This is a genomic window from Latilactobacillus parasakei, assembly GCF_049674265.1.
GTDB lineage: Bacteria > Bacillota > Bacilli > Lactobacillales > Lactobacillaceae > Latilactobacillus > Latilactobacillus sakei.
The window spans coordinates 1820504-1843233 of the sequence record NZ_CP186861.1; the positions used below are offsets into that span (position 1 = coordinate 1820504).

Consider the following 22730-nt stretch of genomic DNA (forward strand, 5'->3'; position numbering starts at 1 on the left):
ATGATCACGATTGGTTTAACGACTTGGAGTGAGCACCAGTCCCTAATGCCGGAGAAAAAGCAGCTGACGTTGAACGATTACGCGCAATTCTTGCCAATTGTCGAGGTCGATAGTTTTTATTATGCGCTACAAGCACCAACTGTTAGCGCTAAGTGGCTGCAACAAGTCCCGCGCCAATTTCAGTTTATCGTCAAAGCCCATAAGGCGATGACCAAACAGGAAGATTACGCGGACTTCACTAGTACGGAAAAGGAATTGTTTGTTCGTTACAAACAATCGATTCAACCGCTCTTAGATGCAGGTCAATTAACGGCGGTCTTATTTCAGTTCCCGCCGTTTTTTCAATTGAATCAGGAAAATGTGCAGTACTTGAGACGCATCCGCACGTGGTTACCCGATGTGCCGATTGCGGTCGAGTTTCGTAATGGCACTTGGTACGATGAAGCTTACAAGAAGAACATGTTTGCTTTTTTAAAACAGTTAAAAATGACGCATGTAATTGCTGACGAAGCGCAGACGCCCACCAATAGTGTTCCGTTTGAACCAGTTGTGACGAATCCGGACTTTGCGATGCTTCGGTTGCATGGGCGTAATATGGCCGGTTGGCAGAATCCTGGCGCAATGTGGCGCAAACAACGGACCCTTTATCGCTATAACGCAGATGAATTGCAGCAGTTTGCCGCAACGGTTCAACAGCTAACCAAGCAGGCTAAGAAAATCGCTATTATCTTCAATAATAATTCCGGTGGGGATGCTGCCGATAACGCCTTGGCCTTACAACAAATATTAGGGATTACGTTCGAAAATTTAGCGCCTAAAGGTCCAGAACAAACGTCGTTATTTTAGTGCTTTAAAAGCAGAACACTTTTTGTCGCGGGCTTGATTTTATGCTATACTTTGAGTACTTATATGGATTATTAAAAAAGGTCGAGAATAACTTTTTATTCTCGTTTTTTTAATTAAGGAGCGAATCAAATGGCAGACAAGAAACCAACTTTTTACGTAACAACCCCCATCTATTATCCTTCTGGTAAATTAACAATCGGGAACTCATACACGACTATCGCAGCGGACGTAATTGCACGTTACAAACGCTTGATGGGTTTTGATGTCTTCTTCTTAACAGGGACTGACGAACATGGTTTGAAACTCGAACAAAAAGCAGCTGAAAAAAATCTAGCCCCACAAGCTTACGTGGACGGGATGGCTGAAGAAATTCAAGCACTATGGAAGACGCTTGAAATTTCAAACGATAAATTTATCCGCACAACAGACGATTACCACGTGAAAGCTGTTCAAAAGATTTTTGATCGGTTAGTTGAACAAGGTGATATCTATCTTGGCCAATACGAAGGTTGGTATTCTGTTTCGGATGAAGAATACTTCACAGAATCACAATTAACGGAAGTCTACAAAGACGAAAACGGTAAGGTCATCGGTGGTAAGGCGCCTTCAGGTCACGAAGTTCAACGTGTTGCCGAAGAAACTTACAAGTTCAAGATGAGCAAGTATGCCGATCGTTTATTAGCATACTATGAAGAACACGCTGATTTTATCGAACCATCATCACGTAAAAACGAAATGATCAACAACTTCATCAAACCTGGTTTGGAAGACTTATCCGTTTCACGGATTTCATTTGATTGGGGGATTCATGTTACAGGCAATCCTAAGCACGTTGTTTACGTGTGGTTAGATGCTTTATCAAACTACATCACAGCTCTTGGTTATGGTTCAGATGACGATCAATTATTCAACAAATACTGGCCAGCTGATGTTCACTTGGTGGGTAAAGAAATCGTGCGTTTCCATGCGATTTACTGGCCAATCTTCTTGATGGCCCTTGATTTGCCATTGCCAAAACAAATCTTTGGTCACGGTTGGTTATTGATGAAAGACGGTAAGATGTCTAAATCTAAGGGGAACGTTGTTTACCCTGAAATGTTAGTTGAACGTTACGGTTTAGATGCGCTTCGTTATTACTTAATGCGTGCCATTCCATTTGGCAACGATGGTGTCTTCACACCGGAAGATTTTGTCAGCCGGATTAATTACGATTTAGCCAACGATTTAGGGAATCTCTTAAACCGGACAGTCGCAATGATCAACAAATATGATGATGGTCACGTGCCAAGTTATCAAGCTGACGTCACAGCTTTTGATGCTGACTTACAAGCAACGGCAACGCAAACAATTGCCCAATATTCAACTTTAATGGATCAATTGAAATTCTCAGATGCGCTTGATACAATCTGGCAATTAATCAGTCGTGCTAATAAATATATCGACGAAACAGAACCATGGGTTTTAGCCAAAGATGACAGTCGCAAGGTTGAACTTGATAGCGTCTTAGCACACTTAGCAGAAAGTTTACGGATTGTGGCGCTCTTATTACAACCAGTCATGACACATGCCCCACGTGAAATGTTCGCGCAATTAGGCCTTGATTTTGATCAAGAAGCACAACGCGAAATGGTTTACGGCAACTTCCCAGAAGCTATTAAAGTGATCGCTAAAGGGACACCAATCTTCCCACGTCTTGATTTAGATGAAGAAGTGGCTTACATCAAGGAACAAATGATGGCTGCTCAAAAAGCTGGTTTGGTGAACGAAAAGGTGAAAGCTAAACAAGCGGCTGCAGAAGAAGTCGCAGACTTTGATCCTAAGGCCACTGAATTAGTCAGTGAAAAAGATGCGATTAAATTCGAAGATTTTGATCAATCAGAAATTCGGGTTGCTGAAATTAAAGCTGTTTCTAAGGTGGAAGGTGCTGATAAGCTCTTGAAATTCCGATTAGATGCCGGTGATCAAGGCGATCGCCAAATCATCTCAGGGATTGCGGAATTCTATCCAGATTTCGAAAAATTAGTCGGCAAGAAAGTCTTAGCCGTTACTAACTTGAAACCACGTAAATTACGCGGTGAATTAAGCCAAGGCATGTTGCTTTCAGCAGAACACGGTTCAGATGTTGAATTGGTAGTTGTACCTAGCAACTTAGTGAACGGTTCACAAATTGGTTAATTTAAAATAACAGAAACGTCAAAAGGGCTAAAAGACATTTACACGCTGTAGGTCTTTTAGCCCTTTGTTATGGAAAAGAGTGCGTTTGAAACGGTTTGACGAGTAACGCTAAGCACAGAAGTCAGTTTCAAAAAGCACGTTTAAAATAAGAGTGCGTCGTAACCCTGGTTATATCCTGAGGATTAACACAGAGGGACGAATAATCGCGTAGCGATTGTTTGGTGCTCAGGGTTAACCGGAAGGATATGGGTTACAGAGCACGTTTAAATCAAGAGTGCGTTTCAAAAGCACGTTTTGGTTATAAAAATTAGCATCCTAAAAGGAGATTAAAATGCAGATATTTGATTCACATACGCATTTAAACGATACGCCATATGCCGGCCAAGAAGCCGATTTTATCCAACAGGCCGCTGATTTAGGGGTCACAGAGATGGCAATTGTGGGTTCTGATACGGTTTTAAATGATGGTGCGCTACGTTTAGCACAACAGTACCAATCATTGTCGGCCATCATTGGCTGGCATCCAGAATCAGCAAAGGATTATACGAAGGCCCAAGAAACACAATTAATTGAACAATTACAATTACCAGAAGTAGTCGCTTTAGGCGAAATCGGCTTGGACTATCACTGGGACACGTCACCAAGAGACGTGCAACGAACTGTTTTTGAACGCCAAATTGAAATCGCCAAGTCCCTCCATATGCCAATTTCAGTGCATACGCGGGATGCTTTGGAAGATACCTACAAGATTTTAAAAGAAACAGATGTCCGTGATTGCGGTGGCATTATCCACAGTTTTAACGGTGATTCTGAATGGTTGAAACGATTTATGGATCTTGGGATGCAAATTTCATTTAGTGGGGTGGTCAGTTTCAAGAATGCGCGTGAAGTGCATGAAGCAGCCAAACTATGCCCGTTAGATGTGATGTTAGTCGAAACAGATGCACCTTATTTAACACCCACGCCTTATCGTGGTAAGCAAAATCAACCAGGCTATACGCGCTATGTGGTTGAAGCAATTGCCAAGTTGAGAGAGGTCGCACCAGAAGAAATTGCGGCAGCGACGTATGCAAATGCGCACCGTATTTTTAAGTTAGGAGCAATATGAAAAAAACGATTCAAGAAGTCATCGTTGTTGAAGGCCGCGATGATACCAAACGATTAAGAGAAGTATTCCCGGATGTCGATACAATTGAGACGCGTGGTTCCGCAATTAATGATGAAATTGTTGAAAAAATTGCGTTAGCCCAAGAAAAACGCGGCGTGATTGTCTTCACCGACCCTGATTTTCATGGGGAAAAAATCCGTAAGATTATCTCACAAAACGTGCCTGGTGTTGAACACGCCTTTTTACCCCGTTCAGAAGCGAAACCAGAAAAAATGGGTGGTAGCTTAGGCATTGAACACGCCAAACCAGCGGCAATTAAACAAGCGTTAGAAAACTTATTGACGCAAGATGAAGATGCAGTCGAACAAATTAGTCAGTCTGATTTATTGGTGGCCGGCTTGATTGCTGGTCCGTCTGCTAAAGTCCGCCGTGAACGTTTAGGGGAAGTCTTGCATATTGGTTACACGAATAGTAAGCAACTGTATAAACGCCTTAAAATGTTTCAGGTGAGCCAAGATGAATTTGGCGCAGCACTAAGACAAATTAACGAAGAATTAGGAGACTAACATGGAAGACATTGCAAACCCAGAGCGTACTAGAAAAATCCTTAAACGGTACGGTTTTAAATTTAAGAAGAGTTTAGGTCAAAACTTCTTAACCAATATCACGATTTTAAAACAAATCGTTGAAGCAGGTGAAATTACTAAGGACGATGATGTTATCGAAATTGGCCCCGGGATTGGTTCTTTAACGGAACAAATCGCTAGAAAAGCGCATCAAGTCTTGAGTTTTGAAATTGATGACCGGTTAATCCCAGTTTTAAAAGATACGCTAAATCATTATCATAACGTGACGGTTTTAAATCAAGATATCTTGGAAGCTGATTTGCCAACATTGATTGCCAAGCATTTTGACGGACAACACAACCTTAAAATTGTGGCCAACTTGCCTTATTACATCACAACACCAATCATGTTGCATTTATTGGAAGCCGGCTTACCAATCGATCGCATGGTCTTAATGATGCAAAAAGAAGTCGCAGAAAGAATCGATGCTGCACCTGGTTCAAAGGCTTATGGTTCATTGAGCATTGCTGTTCAATTGCACTCTGAAGTTAAATTAGCCTTTATTGTCCCTAAGACAGCCTTCGTGCCACAACCCAATGTCGATTCAGCAATTGTTGAATTTGTGGGGCGTCAAGAACCGTTGGTGACTGTTCAAAACCAACAATTGTTTGATCAATTAGTTCGTGGTGCTTTTGCGCAACGTCGTAAAACACTCTGGAATAATTTACAAAACCAATTTGGAAAACAAGAAGAGGTTAAAGCAGGTTTAGTAGCTGCTTTAGATCAAGCTGAAATCGCACCTAGTACGCGTGCGGAACAGTTGAGTATTCAACAATTCGCACAATTAAGTGATTACTTAAATGAACAACCAATTTTTGCTAAAAAAAGGGGATAAGTAATTGCCAAATCTAGATGACAATGGTATAATTGCAATTTTTCAGTTTATATGCTATACTATTGCTCGAAGAGGTGAAGCATATGCCAACCACACTTGCCAATATTAAGAACGGTCTCGATGGGCATATCGGAGACAAGTTAATGGTTGTCGCTCAAGCTGGGCGCAAAAAAGTAACAAAGCGAAAAGGAATCTTGAGAGAGACCTTTCCTGCCGTTTTTGTAGTTGATTTGGATCAAGATGAAAATGCGTTCGAACGTGTTTCATATAGCTATGCTGATTTGTTAACTAAATCGATTGCGATTGAATTTGATGAAGAACCAATTGTACTTTAGTTTTTAGAATAAGAATACGAGCAGGAACTGAGGCAAGGATTTTGTCTAAGTTCCTTTTTTGTTGTTGACATTTGGGGCGTATCACGATATTGTATATGGCATATACTAATTTATTAAACATTCACTACTTGGTGATTGTCAACGGTGTCAATAGTCAATTATGCGGATTTATGTTACAGTTAAATAAAGTGAATAAGGGTGGGAATGATTGTGGAAGATAGTCAATTGTTGGATGAATATGTTGAAATTTATATGTCTGCTATTAAGTATGTTGAAGACCTCGTGTCGCAACCCACGAAGGCTTACAAGCTGTCTTTCGAACAATTTCTGATTATGAAGGAGATTGCGGAAGATAGCTCGGTTAGTTTAATTGATATTGCTAAGAAACGTGGTGTAACACGAGGGGCGATTTCACGACAAATTCGGGTCCTTTTGAAGTTGGACTACATTTCGCAATCCACTGATCCAAGTGATCGCAGACGCTTAATTTTAAATCTAACCCCCAGTGGTCAGCAAACAGTGAGCGAGTTATTACCGAAGGTTCAAGAACGCTTCTCATCATGGATGACGGCCTTTGGCAAGGAGAACGCCAAACAGATGTTATTTTTAATGAATGAATTCAGACAAAAAGTGATGGCGGAAGAAGCCTAAAAAAGTAGGTCGAGCTTCGAAGCTTGGCCTTTTTTATGTGAGGACAACCCGCTTAGTACAGCACTCTTGGTTTTTAGGTCATAAATGAGTATAATGAAACAATTGACTGTTGGTGGATGGTGAGACGATATGCAATTGATTGAAAAGGCACCTGCGAAGATTAATTTAAGTTTAGATGCACTTTATCAACATACTGATGGGGAATTCGAATGGCAGATGATCATGACGTCAATCGATCTGGCGGATTATGTTCAAATCACATTGCAAGACGCGCCCCAAATCGAGGTTAGAACCTCTAAGGGGTATTTACCAGAGGATAAGCGTAATCTAGCGTATCAAGCAGCTCAGTTATTGCGACGGCGCTTTGATATTCAAACCGGGGCGATTATTGAAATCGACAAACACATTCCGGTAGCAGCCGGTTTAGGTGGTGGCAGTTCGGATGCCGCAGCAGTTTTACGCGGTTTAAATCAACTCTGGGACCTAGGCCTCACTAAAGCGGAGCTAGCACATATCGGCTTATCAATTGATTCAGACGTGCCATATTGTGTTTATAGTGAAACCGCACTGGTGACGGGGAAAGGTGATCAAATTCAACCGTTAGGAGATTTACCTAATTTTTGGATGGTCGTTGTTAAACCTGAAGTAAGTGTCTCAACACCGCGCATCTTGCACGCTTTGAATTGTGATCAGATTACTGATCGGCCTCAAACGGACCGACTCTTAGCTGGGATTCAACACCAAGATGCACAACAAATGACAACCGCGATGGCTAATGTCTTAACGCCAATCACTAATCAGCGTTATCCACAAATTGATTATTTAATGCAACGCTTAACCGCGTTTGGCGCGGAAAAAGCGCAGATGAGCGGTAGCGGCCCAACTGTTTTTGGCATTTGTCGGCAGTATTCACGGGCGCAACGCATTTATAACAGTATGTCCGGATTTTGTCGTGAAGTTTACTTGGTGCAACCGTTAAAAAATAAAAATCATTAAAAGTAATTCGTCCCCCTATAGCTAGTGGTGGGCGATTTTTTTAATACTATTGGTGGTAAGCGGTTAAAAGGACAAATAATAAAAAAACGAACAATAATGAACTTTTCCAAAAAAAGACTAGGATTTAGCGAATGAAATCTATATAATTGGAAAGCGGATAGTTTTATCGGAAGAAATTATTATTTTAAAGGGAGTAATTATAATGAAAGTTAGAAGAAGTGATCGCTTAATTGATATGACCCGGTACTTGTTGGAAAGGCCACATACGTTAATTCCATTGACGTTCTTTTCAAATCGTTACGAATCAGCTAAATCATCAATCAGTGAAGATTTATCAATCGTCAAACGAACCTTTTTCAATCGCGGGACGGGGATTTTAGAAACAGTTCCCGGCGCTGCTGGTGGTGTTCGTTACATGCCGATGATTAAACAAGCTGAAGCAGAAGAATTTATCGCTGAAATGGCCGAACGTCTTTCTGAAAATGATCGTCTGTTACCAGGGGGCTATGTTTATTTATCAGATTTATTAGGTCGCCCAGAAGTTCTCCGCCAAGTTGGTCGGTTAATTGCTAACCAATATGTTGGCAAAGAAGTGACAGCGGTAATGACAGTGGCAACAAAGGGAATTCCAATCGCGCAAAGTGTTGCGATGTTCTTAAATGTCCCATTTGTCATTGTGCGTCGGGATTCTAAGATTACTGAAGGCTCAACAGTCAGTGTGAACTACGTTTCTGGTTCATCAGCACGAATCGAAAAGATGGAACTTTCAAAACGGAGTTTACCAGAAAACTCAAAAGTCTTGATTGTTGATGACTTCATGAAAGGCGGCGGCACAGTCAACGGGATGAAGAGCTTAATTGAAGAGTTCGATTCTGAAATGGTTGGCATTTCCGTATTTGCCGAATCAGTCTTCGAAGGGAATCGCATGGTTGATGATTACACATCAATTTTGAAGGTTGATAAAGTGGATATTGAAAACAAAGCACTCAGTGTCAGCGCTGGGAACTATTTAACAAAAAACGCAGAACAACTTTCTTAAATTAAAAAGAGTATGAGACGGTTATTGGCCGGCTTCATACTCTTTTTTTGTGTTGAGGTGGCCAGTACGTAATAAGAGGCCATTGATGGTATCGGTCAGTGTGATTTGTAAGGCAGCACTGACTTGCCGAATTGATTGTGGTTGATCTGTGCGTAACCAACTGGCGGTATAGGCAACAATTGCACCCGAGAGATAATCCAAGAGAAATTGTTGATAAGTTGGGGATAATGTTAAATGGTGGAGCTGGGTTAAATCGTCAATAATAATTTGAACGAGTTGCCGAAGATGATGCTTAAAGTGGGTTTCAAATGAATTCTGACCGTCAATCGTAATCGCATTTTGATAAAATGTTCGGTTGTCTTCAAAATAAGTCAGTAGTTGTTCTAAAATAATGGTCCAATGAGGATAAGTCAGGTGGTCGGCGACGTATTCACCGATTTCTTGATCATAAATCCAAGTCAGTAAGGCATATTTATCAGGAAAATAATCATAAAAGGTTTGGCGGCGAATACCCGCCGTGCGCATAATCAGCGTGACACTAATTTGCTTAAATGGGGTATCAACCATTAACGTTTTAAAGGCGGTGGCAATCTCCTTTTGGATGACGACGGACATAAAAGAACTCCTCTCTACAAAAAAAGCCGTCCACTAATGAATGACGACTTTGGTATTAACTGGAATTGCTTGATAAAACCACTTGGCATCAGCAACCGATAGCCGAATACAGCCGTGAGAATTGGATGTTTCGCCCAATTTTTGCGCTTCATCGGGCAGGAAATTCCCCGCTTTGTCGGTAGGAACGCTGTGGAAAAGGTAGACCCCATGATCTAAGAACGACCGCCAGTATTTAGCCCCTTCACCAGAATTGCCATTAAAAAAGGCGTCACCGTGTTCTTCTTGAATATGAAAGGTACCTTTAGGTGTCGGAGAATCGCTTGTGCCGGTTGAAGCGCGCATGGTATAGAGCCGCTTTTCATCGTCCATTAAATAGACACGGTGCTTTTGGATTGAAACATCAATCCAAAAATGTGCGTAATTTTTAACATCTGGATAGGGTTTCTTCTCGGAAGGCGCGTGCCAGTCCACTGTTTTTTTAGGGGGTTGTTTCTTAGTTGATTGCTTCACTTTTGTTGTTTGTAAGTGAGCGCTACTCGCAGTTGGTTTAGTCGGTTGGTGATGCGAGGTAGACCAATTAATACCAAGCACTACTAATAATAAGACTAATAGACCGCCGAGAGTTAACCAAAGACGTGCAGGAATTTTTTTCATTTTAATGCTCCAATCGGTCCGAATTAACATCATTATACGGGAATTATAGAGCGATTTCAAATTGAGATAGCTTGCGGTAATCGCTTGATTAAGCTAAAATAGACCAGTAATCACGAATATTAGGAGCTTAAAATGGTCAATAAAAATGCAATTATTTTAGCAGCGGGTAAAGGTACTCGCATGAAGTCAAAATTATACAAGGTATTGCACGAAGTTTGCGGTCGACCAATGGTGGACCACGTGTTAACCGAAGTTGAAAAAACAGCACCTGCAACAGTTGTTACAATTGTGGGACATGGCGCAGAAAAGGTGAAAGATTATTTAGGTGATCGTTCACAATATGCCCTACAAGCAGAACAACTAGGAACAGGACATGCTGTTTTACAAGCTGAAGATTTATTGAAAGACCAAGATGGTATTACAATTGTGGTCAGTGGTGATACACCATTATTAACAGCTGGTACTTTTGAAAAGCTATTTGCTTACCATCATGACAAGGGCGCTAAAGCAACTATTTTAACGGCGACAGCACCTGATCCAACTGGCTACGGCCGGATTATTCGTAACGATATTGGCATCGTTGAAAAAATCGTTGAACAAAAAGATACAAATGATAAAGAAGCTGCTGTTAATGAAATTAACACGGGTGTTTACTGTTTCGATAACAAGACACTTTTCCAAGCACTTCATGAAGTCACAAATGAAAATGCCCAAGGTGAATACTACCTTACAGACGTAGTTGAAATTTTGAAGAAGAAGGGCGAAATTGTAGCAGCTTATAAGATGCCGAACTTCGAAGAATCAATGGGGGTTAATGACCGTGTTGCCCTATCACAAGCTACAAAAGTGATGCGTCAACGGATTAACACAGCGCATATGCGAAATGGTGTCACATTGATTGATTCAGAAAGCACTTATATCGAAGTCGGTGTTAAAATCGGCAACGATACAATTATTGAACCCAATGTTGTCCTAAAAGGCAACACAACAATCGGTTCAGATTGTTTCGTTGGTGCTGGCTCAACAATTGTTGATTCAACAATCGAAGATAATATTCAAATCACAAGTTCAACCATTGAATCAGCAATCATGCATACCGGCTCAAATATTGGCCCTAACAGCCACTTGCGTCCTAACGCTGAAATCGGTGTCGATGTACACGTTGGGAACTTCTGTGAAGTGAAAAATGCTAAAATTGGCGACCGCACGAAGATTGGTCACTTAAGCTATGTTGGCGATGCAACCCTTGGCACTGACATTAATGTTGGTTGTGGTGTTGTCTTTGTTAACTACGACGGCGTGGCTAAACACCATGCAAACGTTGGCAGCCACGTCTTCATCGGGAGCAACTCAAATATCGTGGCCCCAGTTGAAATTGCTGATCATACATTTATCGCAGCTGGTTCAACAATCACAGACGATGTCCCAGAAAAAGCAATGGCCATCGCTCGTGCCCGTCAAACAAATAAAGAAAATTACTGGGCTAAACTACCAGTCGCAAATGACGAAGAATGGCAATAGAGTTCTGGCTGTCGCGGTTAGTAATTAAGCGGAAATTACTGCGACAAGAAGCACGTTTCAGATTTTAGTGTTGTAAAGCATGTCTTGAAATAAAAATCGTCCGTAATCTTATTTCTGAGATTACGGACGATTTTTTTATGTTTGTCGTTATTTTAAAATTGAGAAATAATCGCGCATTAAACAGGTGATTAGAAAAGCGGGCCAAATCCAAATTGAGCCACTTAAAAAGAAAATTAGCAGGAGTATGATAAGACACCCTACAGCGGTGATGGTCCACCCCATTTTTGTAACGCGATAATTTTTAGGGTTGTAATTTGGATGACTGGGGTAGAAAAAACGGTACTGATAAATCAAGACTGCAACGAATAAAATGAGACCCAAAATGAAATAGGGCATGCTGAGATGAATTAAGCGATCGGTAGTAATCATAATTACCAGAATTAAGAAATAGAGATTATTAAAAATAGCATATTTAAGTCGCGTCATAGCAATCTCCTTTTTCAATTAGTGTACCTTGTCACACGTTAAATGACAATTAGATTCACAACCAAAAATAATCAAGCATTTTTTTGAATTTAACGGTATACTGAACGGGAGGTTCGATGGTTATAGCTATTAACATTTAATTCTCTCTTGCATTTCTAATGAACAGCGCTTACTTAGCGTAAATTAAAATCTTTTTTAGGTTTTAATCTTGATTTTCATTGCGAAAATGCCTAGAATTTAAATAGGTACTTACTTAAATTTTTGGAGGCTGACATGTCTGAACAATATTTCGACCCTAAGTTGAAAATCTTTGCTTTGAACTCTAATAAGCCCTTAGCTGAGAAAATCGCAGCTGAAGTTGGGGTTCCTTTAGGGAAATCTTCTGTTAAACGTTTTAGTGATGGTGAAATTCAGATTAATATTGAAGAAAGTATTCGTGGCGACGAAATTTTCATCATTCAATCAACATCTGCACCAGTTAATGATAACTTGATGGAAATCATGATTATGATTGATGCATTGCGTCGTGCATCTGCTAAAACAATCAACGTTGTGTTACCTTATTACGGTTACGCACGTCAAGATCGTAAGGCTCGCTCACGTGAACCGATTACTGCTAAATTAGTGGCTAATATGTTGACGATGGCAGGGGCTAATCGGATTTTAGCACTAGACTTACATGCCGTACAGATCCAAGGCTTCTTCGATATTCCAGTGGATCACTTGATGGGTGCTCCTTTATTGGCTGATTACTTCTTAAGCAACGACTTAGCAGAAAACGCCGTTGTTGTTTCACCTGATCATGGTGGTGTGACACGTGCTCGTAAATTGGCTGACTTCTTGAAGACACCAATCGCAATTATCGACAAACGTCGTCCAAGACCTAATGTTTCAGAAGTCATGAACATTATTGGTAACGTTAATGGTAAACGCGCAATCATTATCGATGATATGATTGATACTGCTGGTACAATTACATTAGCAGCCCAAGCTTTAAAAGATGCCGGTGCTACTGAAGTCTTTGCTTGTTGTACACACCCTGTTTTATCAGGTCCTGCTATCCAACGTATTGAAGATTCAGTTATCAAGCAAATGATTGTTACAGATTCAATCGACCTTCCAAAAGAAAAACTAATTGATAAGATGGTTCAAGTTTCAGTCGGCCCACTAATCGGGGATGCGATCAAACGAATCCATGAAAACAAACCAGTTAGTCCATTGTTCGAAAACAGATTTAAACGTTAATCAGAAATTAATCGGGAGTCGCCGCATTTTATGTGGTGACTTCTTTTTTTTGTTCGTTTGAAAAAGATTTCCAACAGTGATGATTGCTGAAAATAAAAGCGCGTCGTATGCTAGTTGTAAGCGTAATCTTAATAAAAAGAGGGCAATTATAATGGCAAATCATTTTTTAGAAACGACTAAAGGGCAACTTATTATCTCGTGTCAGGCATTAGCGGATGAACCACTTCATAGTTCGTTTATTATGGCACGGATGGCAAAGGCGGCTTATGAAGCGGGGGCTAGTGCTATCCGGGCGAATTCTATTGTAGATGTGCAGGCGATTATGGATACCGTACCACTGCCCATAATTGGTTTAGATAAGGTTGATTACCCGGATGCGCCAATCTATATCACACCAACGCTCAAAGAAATGCGGGGAATCGCAGCGACTGGCGCAGCAGTTGTAGCCTGTGATGTCACTGGGCGCTCACGTCCAAATGGCGAGCATTTAGAGACAATTGTCGCCAGGATGCGTGCTGAGTATCCCGAAACGCTATTGATGGCTGATACAGCGAGTTTGGCAGATGTTGAGGAAGCTAATCGACTGGGTTTTGATCTTGTTGGGACAACGATGTATGGTTATACACCAGCAACAGAAGGTTGTAATATTGCCGATAATGATTTTGACTACTTGAAAAAGGTTTTGGCGCTATCTAAGGTACCAGTGATTGCGGAAGGTAAAATTGATTCTCCAGAGAAAGCGGCCGCCGTTCTTAAACTCGGTTGTCATAGCGTTGTCGTGGGCTCAAGCATCACACGTCCGCAGTTGATTGCTAAGCATTATGTCGATGCGATTCAAGTTAAATAAGTACAGTCCTTTCTAAAAGCCACGAGGTCTTCTATAATAAAGAGAAGACAGATCTCGGTTTTTAAAGGAGTTACAATGGCAATTATCGAGCATATCAAACAACAATATTCTTTTTTATCGCCACAAGAACAGAAGGTGGCCCTAGCAGTGATTCAAAAAGGGGCGAGTATTCAGCGAATTGGGATTGATGAACTAGCCGCTGAACTAAAAGTTAGCAATTCGACCATTTCGCGGTTTGTTCGTAAGATTGGCTGTCAAAACTTCGTTGATTTTAAATTACAATTTAGCGAGGGCCCCCAACCAACGATGGCGGGGGTTCAAGGACAGGTTGATCATGAATCGCAAACGTCCGTTGAAATTTATCAATTCTACCAAGATGTCATCACTAAGACACAGGCACGGATTAAACAAGCGGACCTTGATCAGTTGGTTAGTTGGATCAAAACCAGCCAGCAGCTTTTTATCTATGGTTTGGGTAGTTCAGGCTATACGGCCGCGGAATTTGGTCAGCGGTTAACCCGAATGGGCATTCAAGCGACTGTCGTGACTGAGAGTCATATGATGTTGATGACCTCTCGGATTATTAACAAAACGGATTTAGTGATTGGTCTATCAAATTCTGGTAATACGGAAGAGGTCAATCAAGCGGTCCAAAATGCACGGGAAAATGGGGCTAAAACGGCCGCGATTACCAGCGGGACGGATAGCCCCTTGGCAGCTGCGAGTGACTTGACGTTGTTTGTTGAAGATAGCATTGGCTTTGCCAGTGCGCGGTTTGTGAATTCGCAATTTGCGTTGACTTATGTCATCGATATTTTGGCAATGTTGCTTTTAGAAGATGAACAATACAACTGGCGCATGAAGCAAACAGTGGATACGATTATGCATCACAAGCTTAAAAAGTAATTAAATAGGGTTGGGACAAAAGTTAATTTTGTCCCAACCCTATTTTAATCGCTTATTGATGATCCTTTTCTGCTAATAAATCACGGATTTCCTTCAAGTATAGTTCTTCTTGAGTTGGTGCTGCTTCTTCAGCAACTTCTTCTTCGGTCTTCTTGCCCATGTCACGAAGTTTATTGAAACCTTTGACAATTAGGAAGACGATAAAGGCGATGATTAAGAAGTTAATCACATCATTGAGGAAGTTCCCAATTTGGAAAACAGCCTTAGTTCCCGGAATTGTGACAGCAATGCCTGAAAGGTCCACTTGACCGACGAATAATGAAATAATTGGATTGATTAAGTTTTTAGTTAATGAATCCACGATACTCTTAAGTGCAGCCCCCAAAATAACCCCGACTGCCATGTCTAGCACGTTGCCGCGCATAATAAATTCTTTAAATTCTTTAATCATAAAGCGATCCCTCCATACTATTAATTGTTTTCATGGAAAATTATACCGTATTTTATGCAGAGAATAAATAATAATGGATGGTCGATGGCAATAAAGTGAGATAATATTTGTTATTTTCATGAAAAATCGTTAAGATAGGAACGAGTTAAAAATTAAAGTAATTGAGGCCTATCGTATGAATTGGATTGTACAATTGTACCAGCCTTTCTTTGAATTAAATAACTGGCAAACAGTTATTCGTTCTTCTGAAGATTGGTTATTGATTTTAACATTGGTGATTATGGAATGCTTGCTATCAGTCGATAACGCGGTTGTGTTAGCTGCACAAACCCAAAGTTTGCCAACGAAAATTGAACAGGAAAAATCACTAGTTTATGGTTTGTGGGGTGCCTATTTATTCCGCTTTATCATCATCGGTGTTGGGACTTTCTTGATCCATTTATGGGAGATCAAAGTCGCAGGTTCGCTCTATTTAGTTTACTTAGTCTATGCTTATTTCAGGAAACAAAAACAACCTAAGCAAGTTAAAAAACCGGGTTCTAAAATTAGTAGCCCACATCGCTTCTGGCGGACGGTTATCTCAATTGAATTAATGGATATCGTCTTCTCAATTGATTCAGTTTTAGCCTCATTAGCAATTTCAAGTAACCCTGTGATTGTCTTGATTGGTGGGATGATTGGGATTATCTGTATGCGGGGGATTGCCCAGATTATTGCGCGTCTGATGGAAAAGATTCCGGAATTAAATCCGATGGCGTATATCTTGATTCTCTTTATTGCGGTGAAGTTATTCCTATCAATTCCAGCGATTGATATTGAAATTCCTAACCTTGTATTTGCGGGCATTGTCTTTGGCACAATCTTGATTACACTAGGGATTCACTATATTCGTAAACAACGAGCATAAAAAAAGGACCGACAATTGTCGGTCCTTTTTTTAATTAAGATGGTTCAATAAGACTGCTAGAATCGCAAATAGTAAACTGCAGATTGTTACAAATAATAACTGATGGCGTTTCATCGAGAGAATCGCAATGAACTCACGGATGGTTGCGTTGGGTAAGAAGTATTTCGACGTCTTAGCCCCAATACCATCAGCTTTGAGGTGGGCTTGTTTAGCGAATAGACCAGCACGGAAAGTGTGATAGTTATTCGTTGAGAAGATAATTCGTGGTTTATCTTTATCCGTATCGGCTTCAATAATTTGTTTTGAAAACTGCATGTTTTGAAGTGTATTGACGGATTTTTCTTCCGTTAACGTTTGTTCAACGGGAATGCCGTGGTCGATTGCGTAGCGTTGCATGGCGACTGATTCGGGTAATTTTTCATCCCCACCTTGGCCGCCGGAGAAGACGAGCTTGGGTGCCGGACGGCCTTTTTTGACTTGGCGGTGGTAGAAAGTCATTGCCCGTTCAATCCGACTGGCCAATAGTGGCGGCACGTACTGTCCGTCAATCAAGCCACTGCCTAAAACAATGATATAGTCCTGGTTATACCGCGGCCGGTTGAATAGGTAGATAATTAGTGAAGAAAGATAAAGATAGAAGAATAATGGAATGTAAAGTAAGAAAACGGTGCTGATTGTCCCGATGAAAACACGTAAATCTTCGGGAACGTGGAGTAAGTTGGCCAACATGGGCACGAAAAAGAGGGCGATTAACCCCAACCCAATAAACAGGGTCAGCATGTTTGAAAGGGTGTGGCTCTCCTTTTTCCAAACGATATAGGCATTCCATAAAAAGAGCAAGAAGCCAAACAGGTAGAAAAACATGATAATTAAAACGGCGACAACGGCTGCCGCGAGGGCGATGTAGTAAACGTTACGACTATCTGATTGAAAAACGAGAATGGCCAGTTCACCAACCGCCGTGGCAAGAAAGCCATTAAAGACAATCCCGTTGATAAACCGGCGCTTTTCAGTCAGCTGCAGTCCGACAAACAGCGCTAAGAAGATCAGCGGTAAGATGTAAAAATGATCGATAAAGGTGTTCATAAGTGACTCCTAAAGGATTTTATTTATTGAGTGCATATTTTTCGATGGCATAAGCAACGCCGTCTTGACCGAGGTGGTTACTCTTTGTAATGACTTTGGCGATTTTTTTAAGTTCAGGAATGGCGTTATCCATGGCAACTGGTAAACCAGCGTAAGCCAACATTGACAGGTCATTGCCTTGATCACCGACCGCCATCACTTCTGATTGGTCGATGTCCAACGCATTGGCTAAGTCACGTAAGCCATTGCCTTTACCAGCTTTGGTATTGAGGACTTCTAAGAAGTAAGGTTCACTTTGGACGAATTGGTAACGGTCGAAGAAGTCAGCTGGAATCTTGGCTTTACCTTCAGCTAGAACTTCAGGATCGTCAATCAGCATTACTTTTGAAAAGGCCTTATCAGGGGCAATTTCATCAACGTGGCGGAATTTAATTGGCATATTAACCAAGGCACTTTCGCCAATGGTATAAGGACTGATGTCACGGTTGGCCGTGTAGATGAATTGATCATCTTCGGCGTGAAGGTGAACGCCAATCGTCCGTGAAAGTGTTTCGAGTTCTAAGTATTGTGCGTGTGTCAGGGTGTGACGCACTAAGATTTCACCAGTAGCGGTATTTTGAACTAAGGCACCATTAAAGGTGATTACATAGTCAGAACTATCTGTGAGGCCTAATTCGTGTAAGAAGGGTGTCACACCAGTGAGTGGGCGACCGGTACAAAGCACGACTTTGATGCCTTGGGCTTTAGCGGCTTTGACCACTTCAATGGTTTTGGGGCTGAGGACGTTATTTTCGTTTAATAAAGTACCATCCATATCGACTGCGACGAGTTTAATTGACATAATGAGAAACACTCCTTATTGGTTGTGGGGGTGCGCTTGAATCGCACCATTATTGATGTAACTGTTAAATTGTTGATAAATTGGTGCAAAAACTTCGAGATTAGCGGTATTGCTCATTTCTTTAGGGAAGTAGAAACGTTCATCCCCTGAGAACTTACCTGAAATGGCAGCGACCAAATTACTGATTGAAGAAAGCTCATTTAATTGGCCGTCAGACTGAATAATTTCAATCTGTGTTTTGGGCGACTTAGCTGACGGATCATAAGCATCGTATGGGAGATCAAAGCTGTTGTTAACGGCGGTATAGTAGGTTGCGTTATAGCCAGCTTGTTCCGTGAGGGCGCGCATCTCTGGTAGGCAATCTTCCGTTGATGGGTTAAATTTCACTGATTTTAAAGGACGGCGGCTGAGAAAACGGTCCGCTAAATCGTTTAAAACGGTATCGGGATAATCCAACCAATAAATGAAATAGGTATTTAAGACGCCATCATCGAGTTTGAGATAATCCCGCAAGTTGAAATCCTGTTCGAAGAAAGGAATCAATAATTGAGGGGCCAAGCTTTGATGATGATCAGGTTGTTCGTAGAGGAATTTAGCGCGTTGGAGCAACTTTTGTAAGACGACTTCCATACCGCGTGAGACGGGATGGAAATAAACTTGTTGGTACATTTGGAAACGGCTGACGATATAATCCTCAACCGCGTGCATGCCGTTGGCTAAAAAGGCAATCCCATTAGCGTAGGGCCGCATGACTCGCAAAACACGGGTTAAATCGAATTCACCATATTTGGTGCCGGTATTATAAGCATCCCTGAGTAGATAATCCATGCGATCGGCATCGATCTGACTAGAAATCATCTGGACAACCTGTGGATTAGGATAAGTGTGATCAATGACGCTGGCTACTTTTGCGGGAAAGTCAGGTGTGACTTGGCTGAGAATCTGATTAACTCTGGTTTCAGGCGTCATAATAATTTGGCGGGTAATTGATTCGTGATCTGTATTAAAGATGTGTTCAAAAGTATGTGAATAAGCACCGTGACCGATATCGTGTAACAAGGCCGCACAGAGTGCCACAAGTCGTTCATTGTCATCCCAAAGCCCGTCATCAGGTTGCTTGGTGGGATAATTGATTTGGAATTGATCACAGATTTGACGCGTAATTTCATAAACGCCTAATGAATGGGTAAACCGCGAATGTTCTGCCCCTTGGAAGACGGACGAAGTTGTCCCCAACTGCTTGATTCGGCGGAGCCGTTGGAATTCTGGCGTATCGATTAAATCGAGAATTACTTGATAGTCGACACGAATATAATTATGAACAGGATCGCGAAATACTTTTTCACGGGTTAGTTTTTGAGGGGCATAGGTCACAAAAAAATCTCCTTCTAAGGCTGGTATCCTGGTTGATACCGGCGCAATAATTGTCTGTTCTTGGTCAGTTGTGTTTGATAGGCGGCTTCTTGCATCAGTGTTTGTAAATCTGATTGTAAGGTTAATCCCGCGTTTGTTTGCAAGCTAGAGATTAATTGTTGGCTGACACTGGCCACCGTGAGTGGTTGGTGTAGTAAGTCGGCGAGGTTAGCCATTGTTTCGGGATGCACATCTGGAAAGGTCCAACGCGTTTGTTGTTGGGCTTTGCCAGCTTGGTAGAAATGTTGCATTAAAGTCCCACGTGCTTGTTGGTCGCCTTCAATGCTAGCGTATAGTAAAATCGCAATCCCGTTTTTGGAGCGTCGTTGCGCAATGCCAGCGAACTTTTGCCCGTTGATACTGAGGTCGTATTCACCAGGGCAATAAGAATGTTGGACTTCAAAGTTTTCGATCGTGATGTTACGCGTGTTAAAAGTCGCGCTAAAAAGGGTCTTCATTAATTCATAAGCCGCATTAATAGAGAGGTGATCAGCGACTTCTGGCAGGTAAAAGCCCAGATTGAGAATACCGGAATCGGCAATAATGCCGAGGCCACCAGCGTTCCGGACGAAATAGTGATAGCCCGCGGCGGTCAATTGATCAGTAGCAGTGGTCAATTCAGGCAATTTGGTATCCATCATGCCTAAGATGACTGTTTTTTCGAGTGTCCAAAAATGAATAATTGGTTGTTGGCGTTCTTTGGTGAGGGCCAACAGTGTATTCGCGTGGGCAAAAGCGAGTTGACCTTGGTCAGCCGAAAATTGTTGATTAACAACGGACCATGTTTTCTGGGGATAAAGGGTCGCTAAATCTTGCAAAATAACACCTCACAATTCATTAATATACCTATAATTATAGCTTAAATTAGGATAACTGTCTTTAACTAAGGCGGGATTGCTTAATCAAAGGTGGCATGGCTAATTTGTTTAGCTTATAATGTAATTAATTTAGAATTTAGAGGGAGTTTATCATGGCTAGCAAAAAGAGTACGCCGATTAAAATTCATCTTGAAACAGAAATTACACAAGATGGCCAAACCGAAAGCCACGTTTTCGATGAAGATGGCGAATTAATCCAAATGGGGACGACGACTTATCTTCGTTACTTAGAACACGCACAAGGCCAAGAAACGGCCGTGCGCTTTAAGTTAGCAGAAGATGGGCAAGTCCAATTAACGCGTGGTACCGAAAAAGATGCGACACAATTACGCCTCTATTTTAAAATGCATGATGCACAAGGTTCACTTTACCAAACACAATACGGTAACTTGCCAGTTTTGACGACAACTAATCATTTATTGATGACATTATCAGACGAACCACTTGGTGGTGAAGTTGTTGTTCATTATCAATTAGAAATCAGTCAACAGGTTGTTGGTGATTACAAATTACGATTGATTTTTAACGCTTAAACTAGTATGATTAAGGATAGACTGTTGAAAGGACGTGTACTGGTTGAAATTAGACGTTTTTAAAGGCCAAAATAAAGAAGAACTATCAATGATAGAAGTCGCTCACGCAATTTTAGAAGGCAAGGGCGACACAATTGCATTTGCTGACTTAACGAATGAAGTCCAAAATTATTTAGGCAAAAGTGATGAAGAAGTGCGTGCACGCTTATCACAATTTTATACAGATTTAAACGAAGATGGTAGCTTTATTTCTTTAGGCGAAAACGTTTGGGGCTTGCGTTCTTGGTACCCATATGAATCTGTCGATGAAGAAGTTAACCATCCAGAAGATGAAGAAGACCAACCAACTAAGAAGAAACGTCGTAAGAAGGTTAATGCTTTCTTAGCCGATGTGGCTGACGACGACGATGTTATTGATTATAGTGATGATGATCCTGAAGACGAAGATTTAGACGTTGAAGATGATGCAGAACTTGCAGTAACAGATGATGATTCTAGTGATGATCTAACTGAATATAAAGCAGACTTACAAAGCATCGGCGACGATGACGATGATGAAGACGACGATGCGCTTGAAGATGGTATCGAAGGTCAATTATCTGAATTTAGCGAAGATGATGATGAAGACGAAGAAGACGAGGATGACGATTTATAATCGTTGCCCCAATAGTCAACGTTCAAAAAAAGAGGTGTCAGGACAAATAATTTTGTCGTGATACCTCTTTTTTTTAGCAGTTTGTTTTAAAGCGTTGGTCATAATGCAAAGCAGCACCAATTAGATTGGCGTCGTTTTTAAACCGGCAGATTTGTAAGTTTGGGTGCTTGAAGGCTTGTTCAGGATTTGAATAGAAGCGTTTATAAAAATTGATGCGGCTATCTGGAGCAGTGAGCAACGTTTCAATATGGGCATTTAGTTCTGCCAGCAAATCGGGGCTGTTGCTAATGCCACCACCGATGCCGATAATTTCCGGTTGGTAGGCAGCGTTTAAGAAAATCAGGATTTCAGCGAGTGATGCATACATTTGATCAACTTCTTGACTAGCAATGGGATCGCCTTGTTTCGCCAATTCAAAAACAGTTTTGCCATCGATGGTGCTGGGGAGTTTGAAATTTTTTAGTGAGACGGTCTTACCAATTTGAACGGGTGAAACCTTAGAGTTGTTGAGTGTTTTGATTGTATCAGCAAACCGCTTTTCGGGATTGTCGAACTTGTCGGCAAGATTTTTTAAGATGAGACCTTCTTGAACGATAGCCAAACCAATACCAGAACCGATGATTGTAAATAAGGCGTTTTGATGATTTTGGCCCACCCCGAAGGTCATTTCCGCCAAAGCGGCACTTTCGGCATCATTTTGTAAGGAGACCGGGCGGTTTAATTGGGTGGCAAAATCGTGTTGGAACTCACCGAGATGAAGAAAGGGCACATAGCTCATGCCGTGAACAATCCCTGTGTCTTCATCCGGTTCACCAGGGCAGCTCACCGCAATGCCGGCAATCGGTTCGTGCGCATCACAAATATCAGCTACTGTTTGGTAGAACTTGTTCCGGGTGAGGGGTGTTGGAAACTGGTCTTGATAGTCGAGTTTTTGGGCCGTCCAAAAACCGTATTTAACGGCTGAACCACCGATATCTAATGCTAAGATTGTTTCTGTGGATTGAACCATAGTCGCAAACCTCCTTGATTTTAACAATCACCTTATAGTACTACAAAAAAGCGTCTAAAAGCAGTTAATAAG

The 22730-nt window shown here is 41.4% G+C and carries 24 protein-coding genes; 16 read left to right on the top strand and 8 right to left on the bottom strand.

Annotated features, from left to right (window positions below; genetic code table 11):
* From ACPBEH_RS09080 to purR, 9 genes are all read left to right on the top strand, one after another.
* Positions 1-846 (top strand): DUF72 domain-containing protein, encoded by an 846-nt coding sequence (locus tag ACPBEH_RS09080; protein WP_424348955.1) that lies wholly within the window; start codon positions 1-3, stop codon positions 844-846.
* Between the two features lie 129 nt (positions 847-975).
* Complete coding sequence (gene metG, locus ACPBEH_RS09085; RefSeq protein WP_424348956.1) at positions 976-3021, top strand: methionine--tRNA ligase; 2046 nt, start codon at positions 976-978, stop codon at positions 3019-3021.
* Between the two features lie 331 nt (positions 3022-3352).
* On the top strand, positions 3353-4129 hold the full coding sequence (locus ACPBEH_RS09090; RefSeq protein WP_424348957.1) for a TatD family hydrolase: 777 nt from the start codon (positions 3353-3355) through the stop codon (positions 4127-4129).
* Positions 4126-4695, top strand: coding sequence for a ribonuclease M5 (gene rnmV / locus ACPBEH_RS09095; protein ID WP_424348958.1), 570 nt, complete (start codon positions 4126-4128; stop codon positions 4693-4695). The genes ACPBEH_RS09090 and rnmV overlap by 4 nt, the downstream gene beginning before the upstream one ends.
* Before the next feature lies 1 nt (position 4696).
* Complete coding sequence (rsmA, locus tag ACPBEH_RS09100; RefSeq protein WP_424348959.1) at positions 4697-5590, top strand: 16S rRNA (adenine(1518)-N(6)/adenine(1519)-N(6))-dimethyltransferase RsmA; 894 nt, start codon at positions 4697-4699, stop codon at positions 5588-5590.
* 83 nt (positions 5591-5673) lie between these two features.
* Positions 5674-5925 carry a Veg family protein gene (locus ACPBEH_RS09105; RefSeq protein WP_011375346.1) on the top strand — a complete coding sequence of 84 codons (252 nt, stop codon included), beginning with the start codon at positions 5674-5676 and terminating at the stop codon, positions 5923-5925.
* A gap of 204 nt (positions 5926-6129) precedes the next feature.
* A complete protein-coding gene (locus tag ACPBEH_RS09110; protein ID WP_424348960.1) occupies positions 6130-6576 on the top strand; it encodes a MarR family winged helix-turn-helix transcriptional regulator in 447 nt (148 codons plus the stop codon).
* Positions 6577-6705: 129 nt separating this feature from the next.
* A complete protein-coding gene (gene ispE, locus ACPBEH_RS09115; RefSeq protein ID WP_424348961.1) occupies positions 6706-7572 on the top strand; it encodes a 4-(cytidine 5'-diphospho)-2-C-methyl-D-erythritol kinase in 867 nt (288 codons plus the stop codon).
* Positions 7573-7774: 202 nt separating this feature from the next.
* A complete protein-coding gene (purR, locus tag ACPBEH_RS09120) occupies positions 7775-8611 on the top strand; it encodes a pur operon repressor (protein ID WP_424348962.1) in 837 nt (278 codons plus the stop codon).
* Between the two features lie 21 nt (positions 8612-8632).
* On the opposite strand, the gene dhaS is transcribed toward purR, so the two are convergent.
* A complete protein-coding gene (gene dhaS, locus ACPBEH_RS09125; protein ID WP_424348963.1) occupies positions 8633-9226 on the bottom strand; it encodes a dihydroxyacetone kinase transcriptional activator DhaS in 594 nt (197 codons plus the stop codon).
* 33 nt (positions 9227-9259) lie between these two features.
* Positions 9260-9880 carry a L,D-transpeptidase gene (locus ACPBEH_RS09130; RefSeq protein ID WP_424348964.1) on the bottom strand — a complete coding sequence of 207 codons (621 nt, stop codon included), beginning with the start codon at positions 9878-9880 and terminating at the stop codon, positions 9260-9262.
* A 132-nt stretch (positions 9881-10012) separates the two neighbouring features.
* Here ACPBEH_RS09130 and glmU point away from each other — a divergent pair, with 132 nt between their 5' ends.
* The 4 genes from glmU to ACPBEH_RS09150 all read left to right on the top strand — a co-directional run bounded on the left by glmU (position 10013) and on the right by ACPBEH_RS09150 (position 14885).
* The gene (gene glmU / locus ACPBEH_RS09135) at positions 10013-11401 is read left to right on the top strand and encodes a bifunctional UDP-N-acetylglucosamine diphosphorylase/glucosamine-1-phosphate N-acetyltransferase GlmU (protein ID WP_424348965.1); all 1389 of its coding nucleotides are present in this window, start codon (positions 10013-10015) and stop codon (positions 11399-11401) included.
* A 759-nt stretch (positions 11402-12160) separates the two neighbouring features.
* On the top strand, positions 12161-13132 hold the full coding sequence (locus tag ACPBEH_RS09140; RefSeq protein WP_104964540.1) for a ribose-phosphate diphosphokinase: 972 nt from the start codon (positions 12161-12163) through the stop codon (positions 13130-13132).
* A gap of 151 nt (positions 13133-13283) precedes the next feature.
* Positions 13284-13979, top strand: coding sequence for an N-acetylmannosamine-6-phosphate 2-epimerase (locus ACPBEH_RS09145; RefSeq protein ID WP_424348966.1), 696 nt, complete (start codon positions 13284-13286; stop codon positions 13977-13979).
* Between the two features lie 75 nt (positions 13980-14054).
* Positions 14055-14885, top strand: a complete 831-nt coding sequence (locus ACPBEH_RS09150) for a MurR/RpiR family transcriptional regulator (RefSeq protein ID WP_424348967.1) — start codon at positions 14055-14057, stop codon at positions 14883-14885.
* Between the two features lie 52 nt (positions 14886-14937).
* On the opposite strand, the gene mscL is transcribed toward ACPBEH_RS09150, so the two are convergent.
* On the bottom strand, positions 14938-15336 hold the full coding sequence (gene mscL / locus ACPBEH_RS09155) for a large conductance mechanosensitive channel protein MscL (protein ID WP_424348968.1): 399 nt from the start codon (positions 15334-15336) through the stop codon (positions 14938-14940).
* Between the two features lie 175 nt (positions 15337-15511).
* Here mscL and ACPBEH_RS09160 point away from each other — a divergent pair, with 175 nt between their 5' ends.
* On the top strand, positions 15512-16243 hold the full coding sequence (locus ACPBEH_RS09160) for a TerC family protein (protein WP_011375329.1): 732 nt from the start codon (positions 15512-15514) through the stop codon (positions 16241-16243).
* A gap of 30 nt (positions 16244-16273) precedes the next feature.
* On the opposite strand, the gene ACPBEH_RS09165 is transcribed toward ACPBEH_RS09160, so the two are convergent.
* From ACPBEH_RS09165 to ACPBEH_RS09180, 4 genes are read right to left on the bottom strand one after another with little or no spacing between them, the layout of a single operon-like run.
* Entirely contained in the window at positions 16274-17329 is a 1056-nt protein-coding gene (locus tag ACPBEH_RS09165; RefSeq protein ID WP_424348969.1) for a YdcF family protein, read from the bottom strand.
* Positions 17330-17348: 19 nt separating this feature from the next.
* The gene (gene yidA, locus ACPBEH_RS09170) at positions 17349-18170 is read right to left on the bottom strand and encodes a sugar-phosphatase (RefSeq protein WP_035146657.1); all 822 of its coding nucleotides are present in this window, start codon (positions 18168-18170) and stop codon (positions 17349-17351) included.
* Between the two features lie 15 nt (positions 18171-18185).
* Entirely contained in the window at positions 18186-19544 is a 1359-nt protein-coding gene (locus ACPBEH_RS09175) for an HD domain-containing protein (RefSeq protein WP_424348970.1), read from the bottom strand.
* Positions 19545-19558: 14 nt separating this feature from the next.
* On the bottom strand, positions 19559-20401 hold the full coding sequence (locus ACPBEH_RS09180) for a lipoate--protein ligase family protein (protein ID WP_424348971.1): 843 nt from the start codon (positions 20399-20401) through the stop codon (positions 19559-19561).
* Positions 20402-20553: 152 nt separating this feature from the next.
* On the opposite strand from ACPBEH_RS09180, the gene ACPBEH_RS09185 reads away from it, so the two are divergent.
* Positions 20554-20994, top strand: coding sequence for a DUF1934 domain-containing protein (locus tag ACPBEH_RS09185; protein WP_424348972.1), 441 nt, complete (start codon positions 20554-20556; stop codon positions 20992-20994).
* 43 nt (positions 20995-21037) lie between these two features.
* On the top strand, positions 21038-21649 hold the full coding sequence (gene rpoE, locus ACPBEH_RS09190) for a DNA-directed RNA polymerase subunit delta (RefSeq protein ID WP_424348973.1): 612 nt from the start codon (positions 21038-21040) through the stop codon (positions 21647-21649).
* 73 nt (positions 21650-21722) lie between these two features.
* On the opposite strand, the gene ACPBEH_RS09195 is transcribed toward rpoE, so the two are convergent.
* On the bottom strand, positions 21723-22658 hold the full coding sequence (locus tag ACPBEH_RS09195; RefSeq protein WP_424348974.1) for an ROK family protein: 936 nt from the start codon (positions 22656-22658) through the stop codon (positions 21723-21725).
* Positions 22659-22730 lie beyond the last annotated feature (72 nt).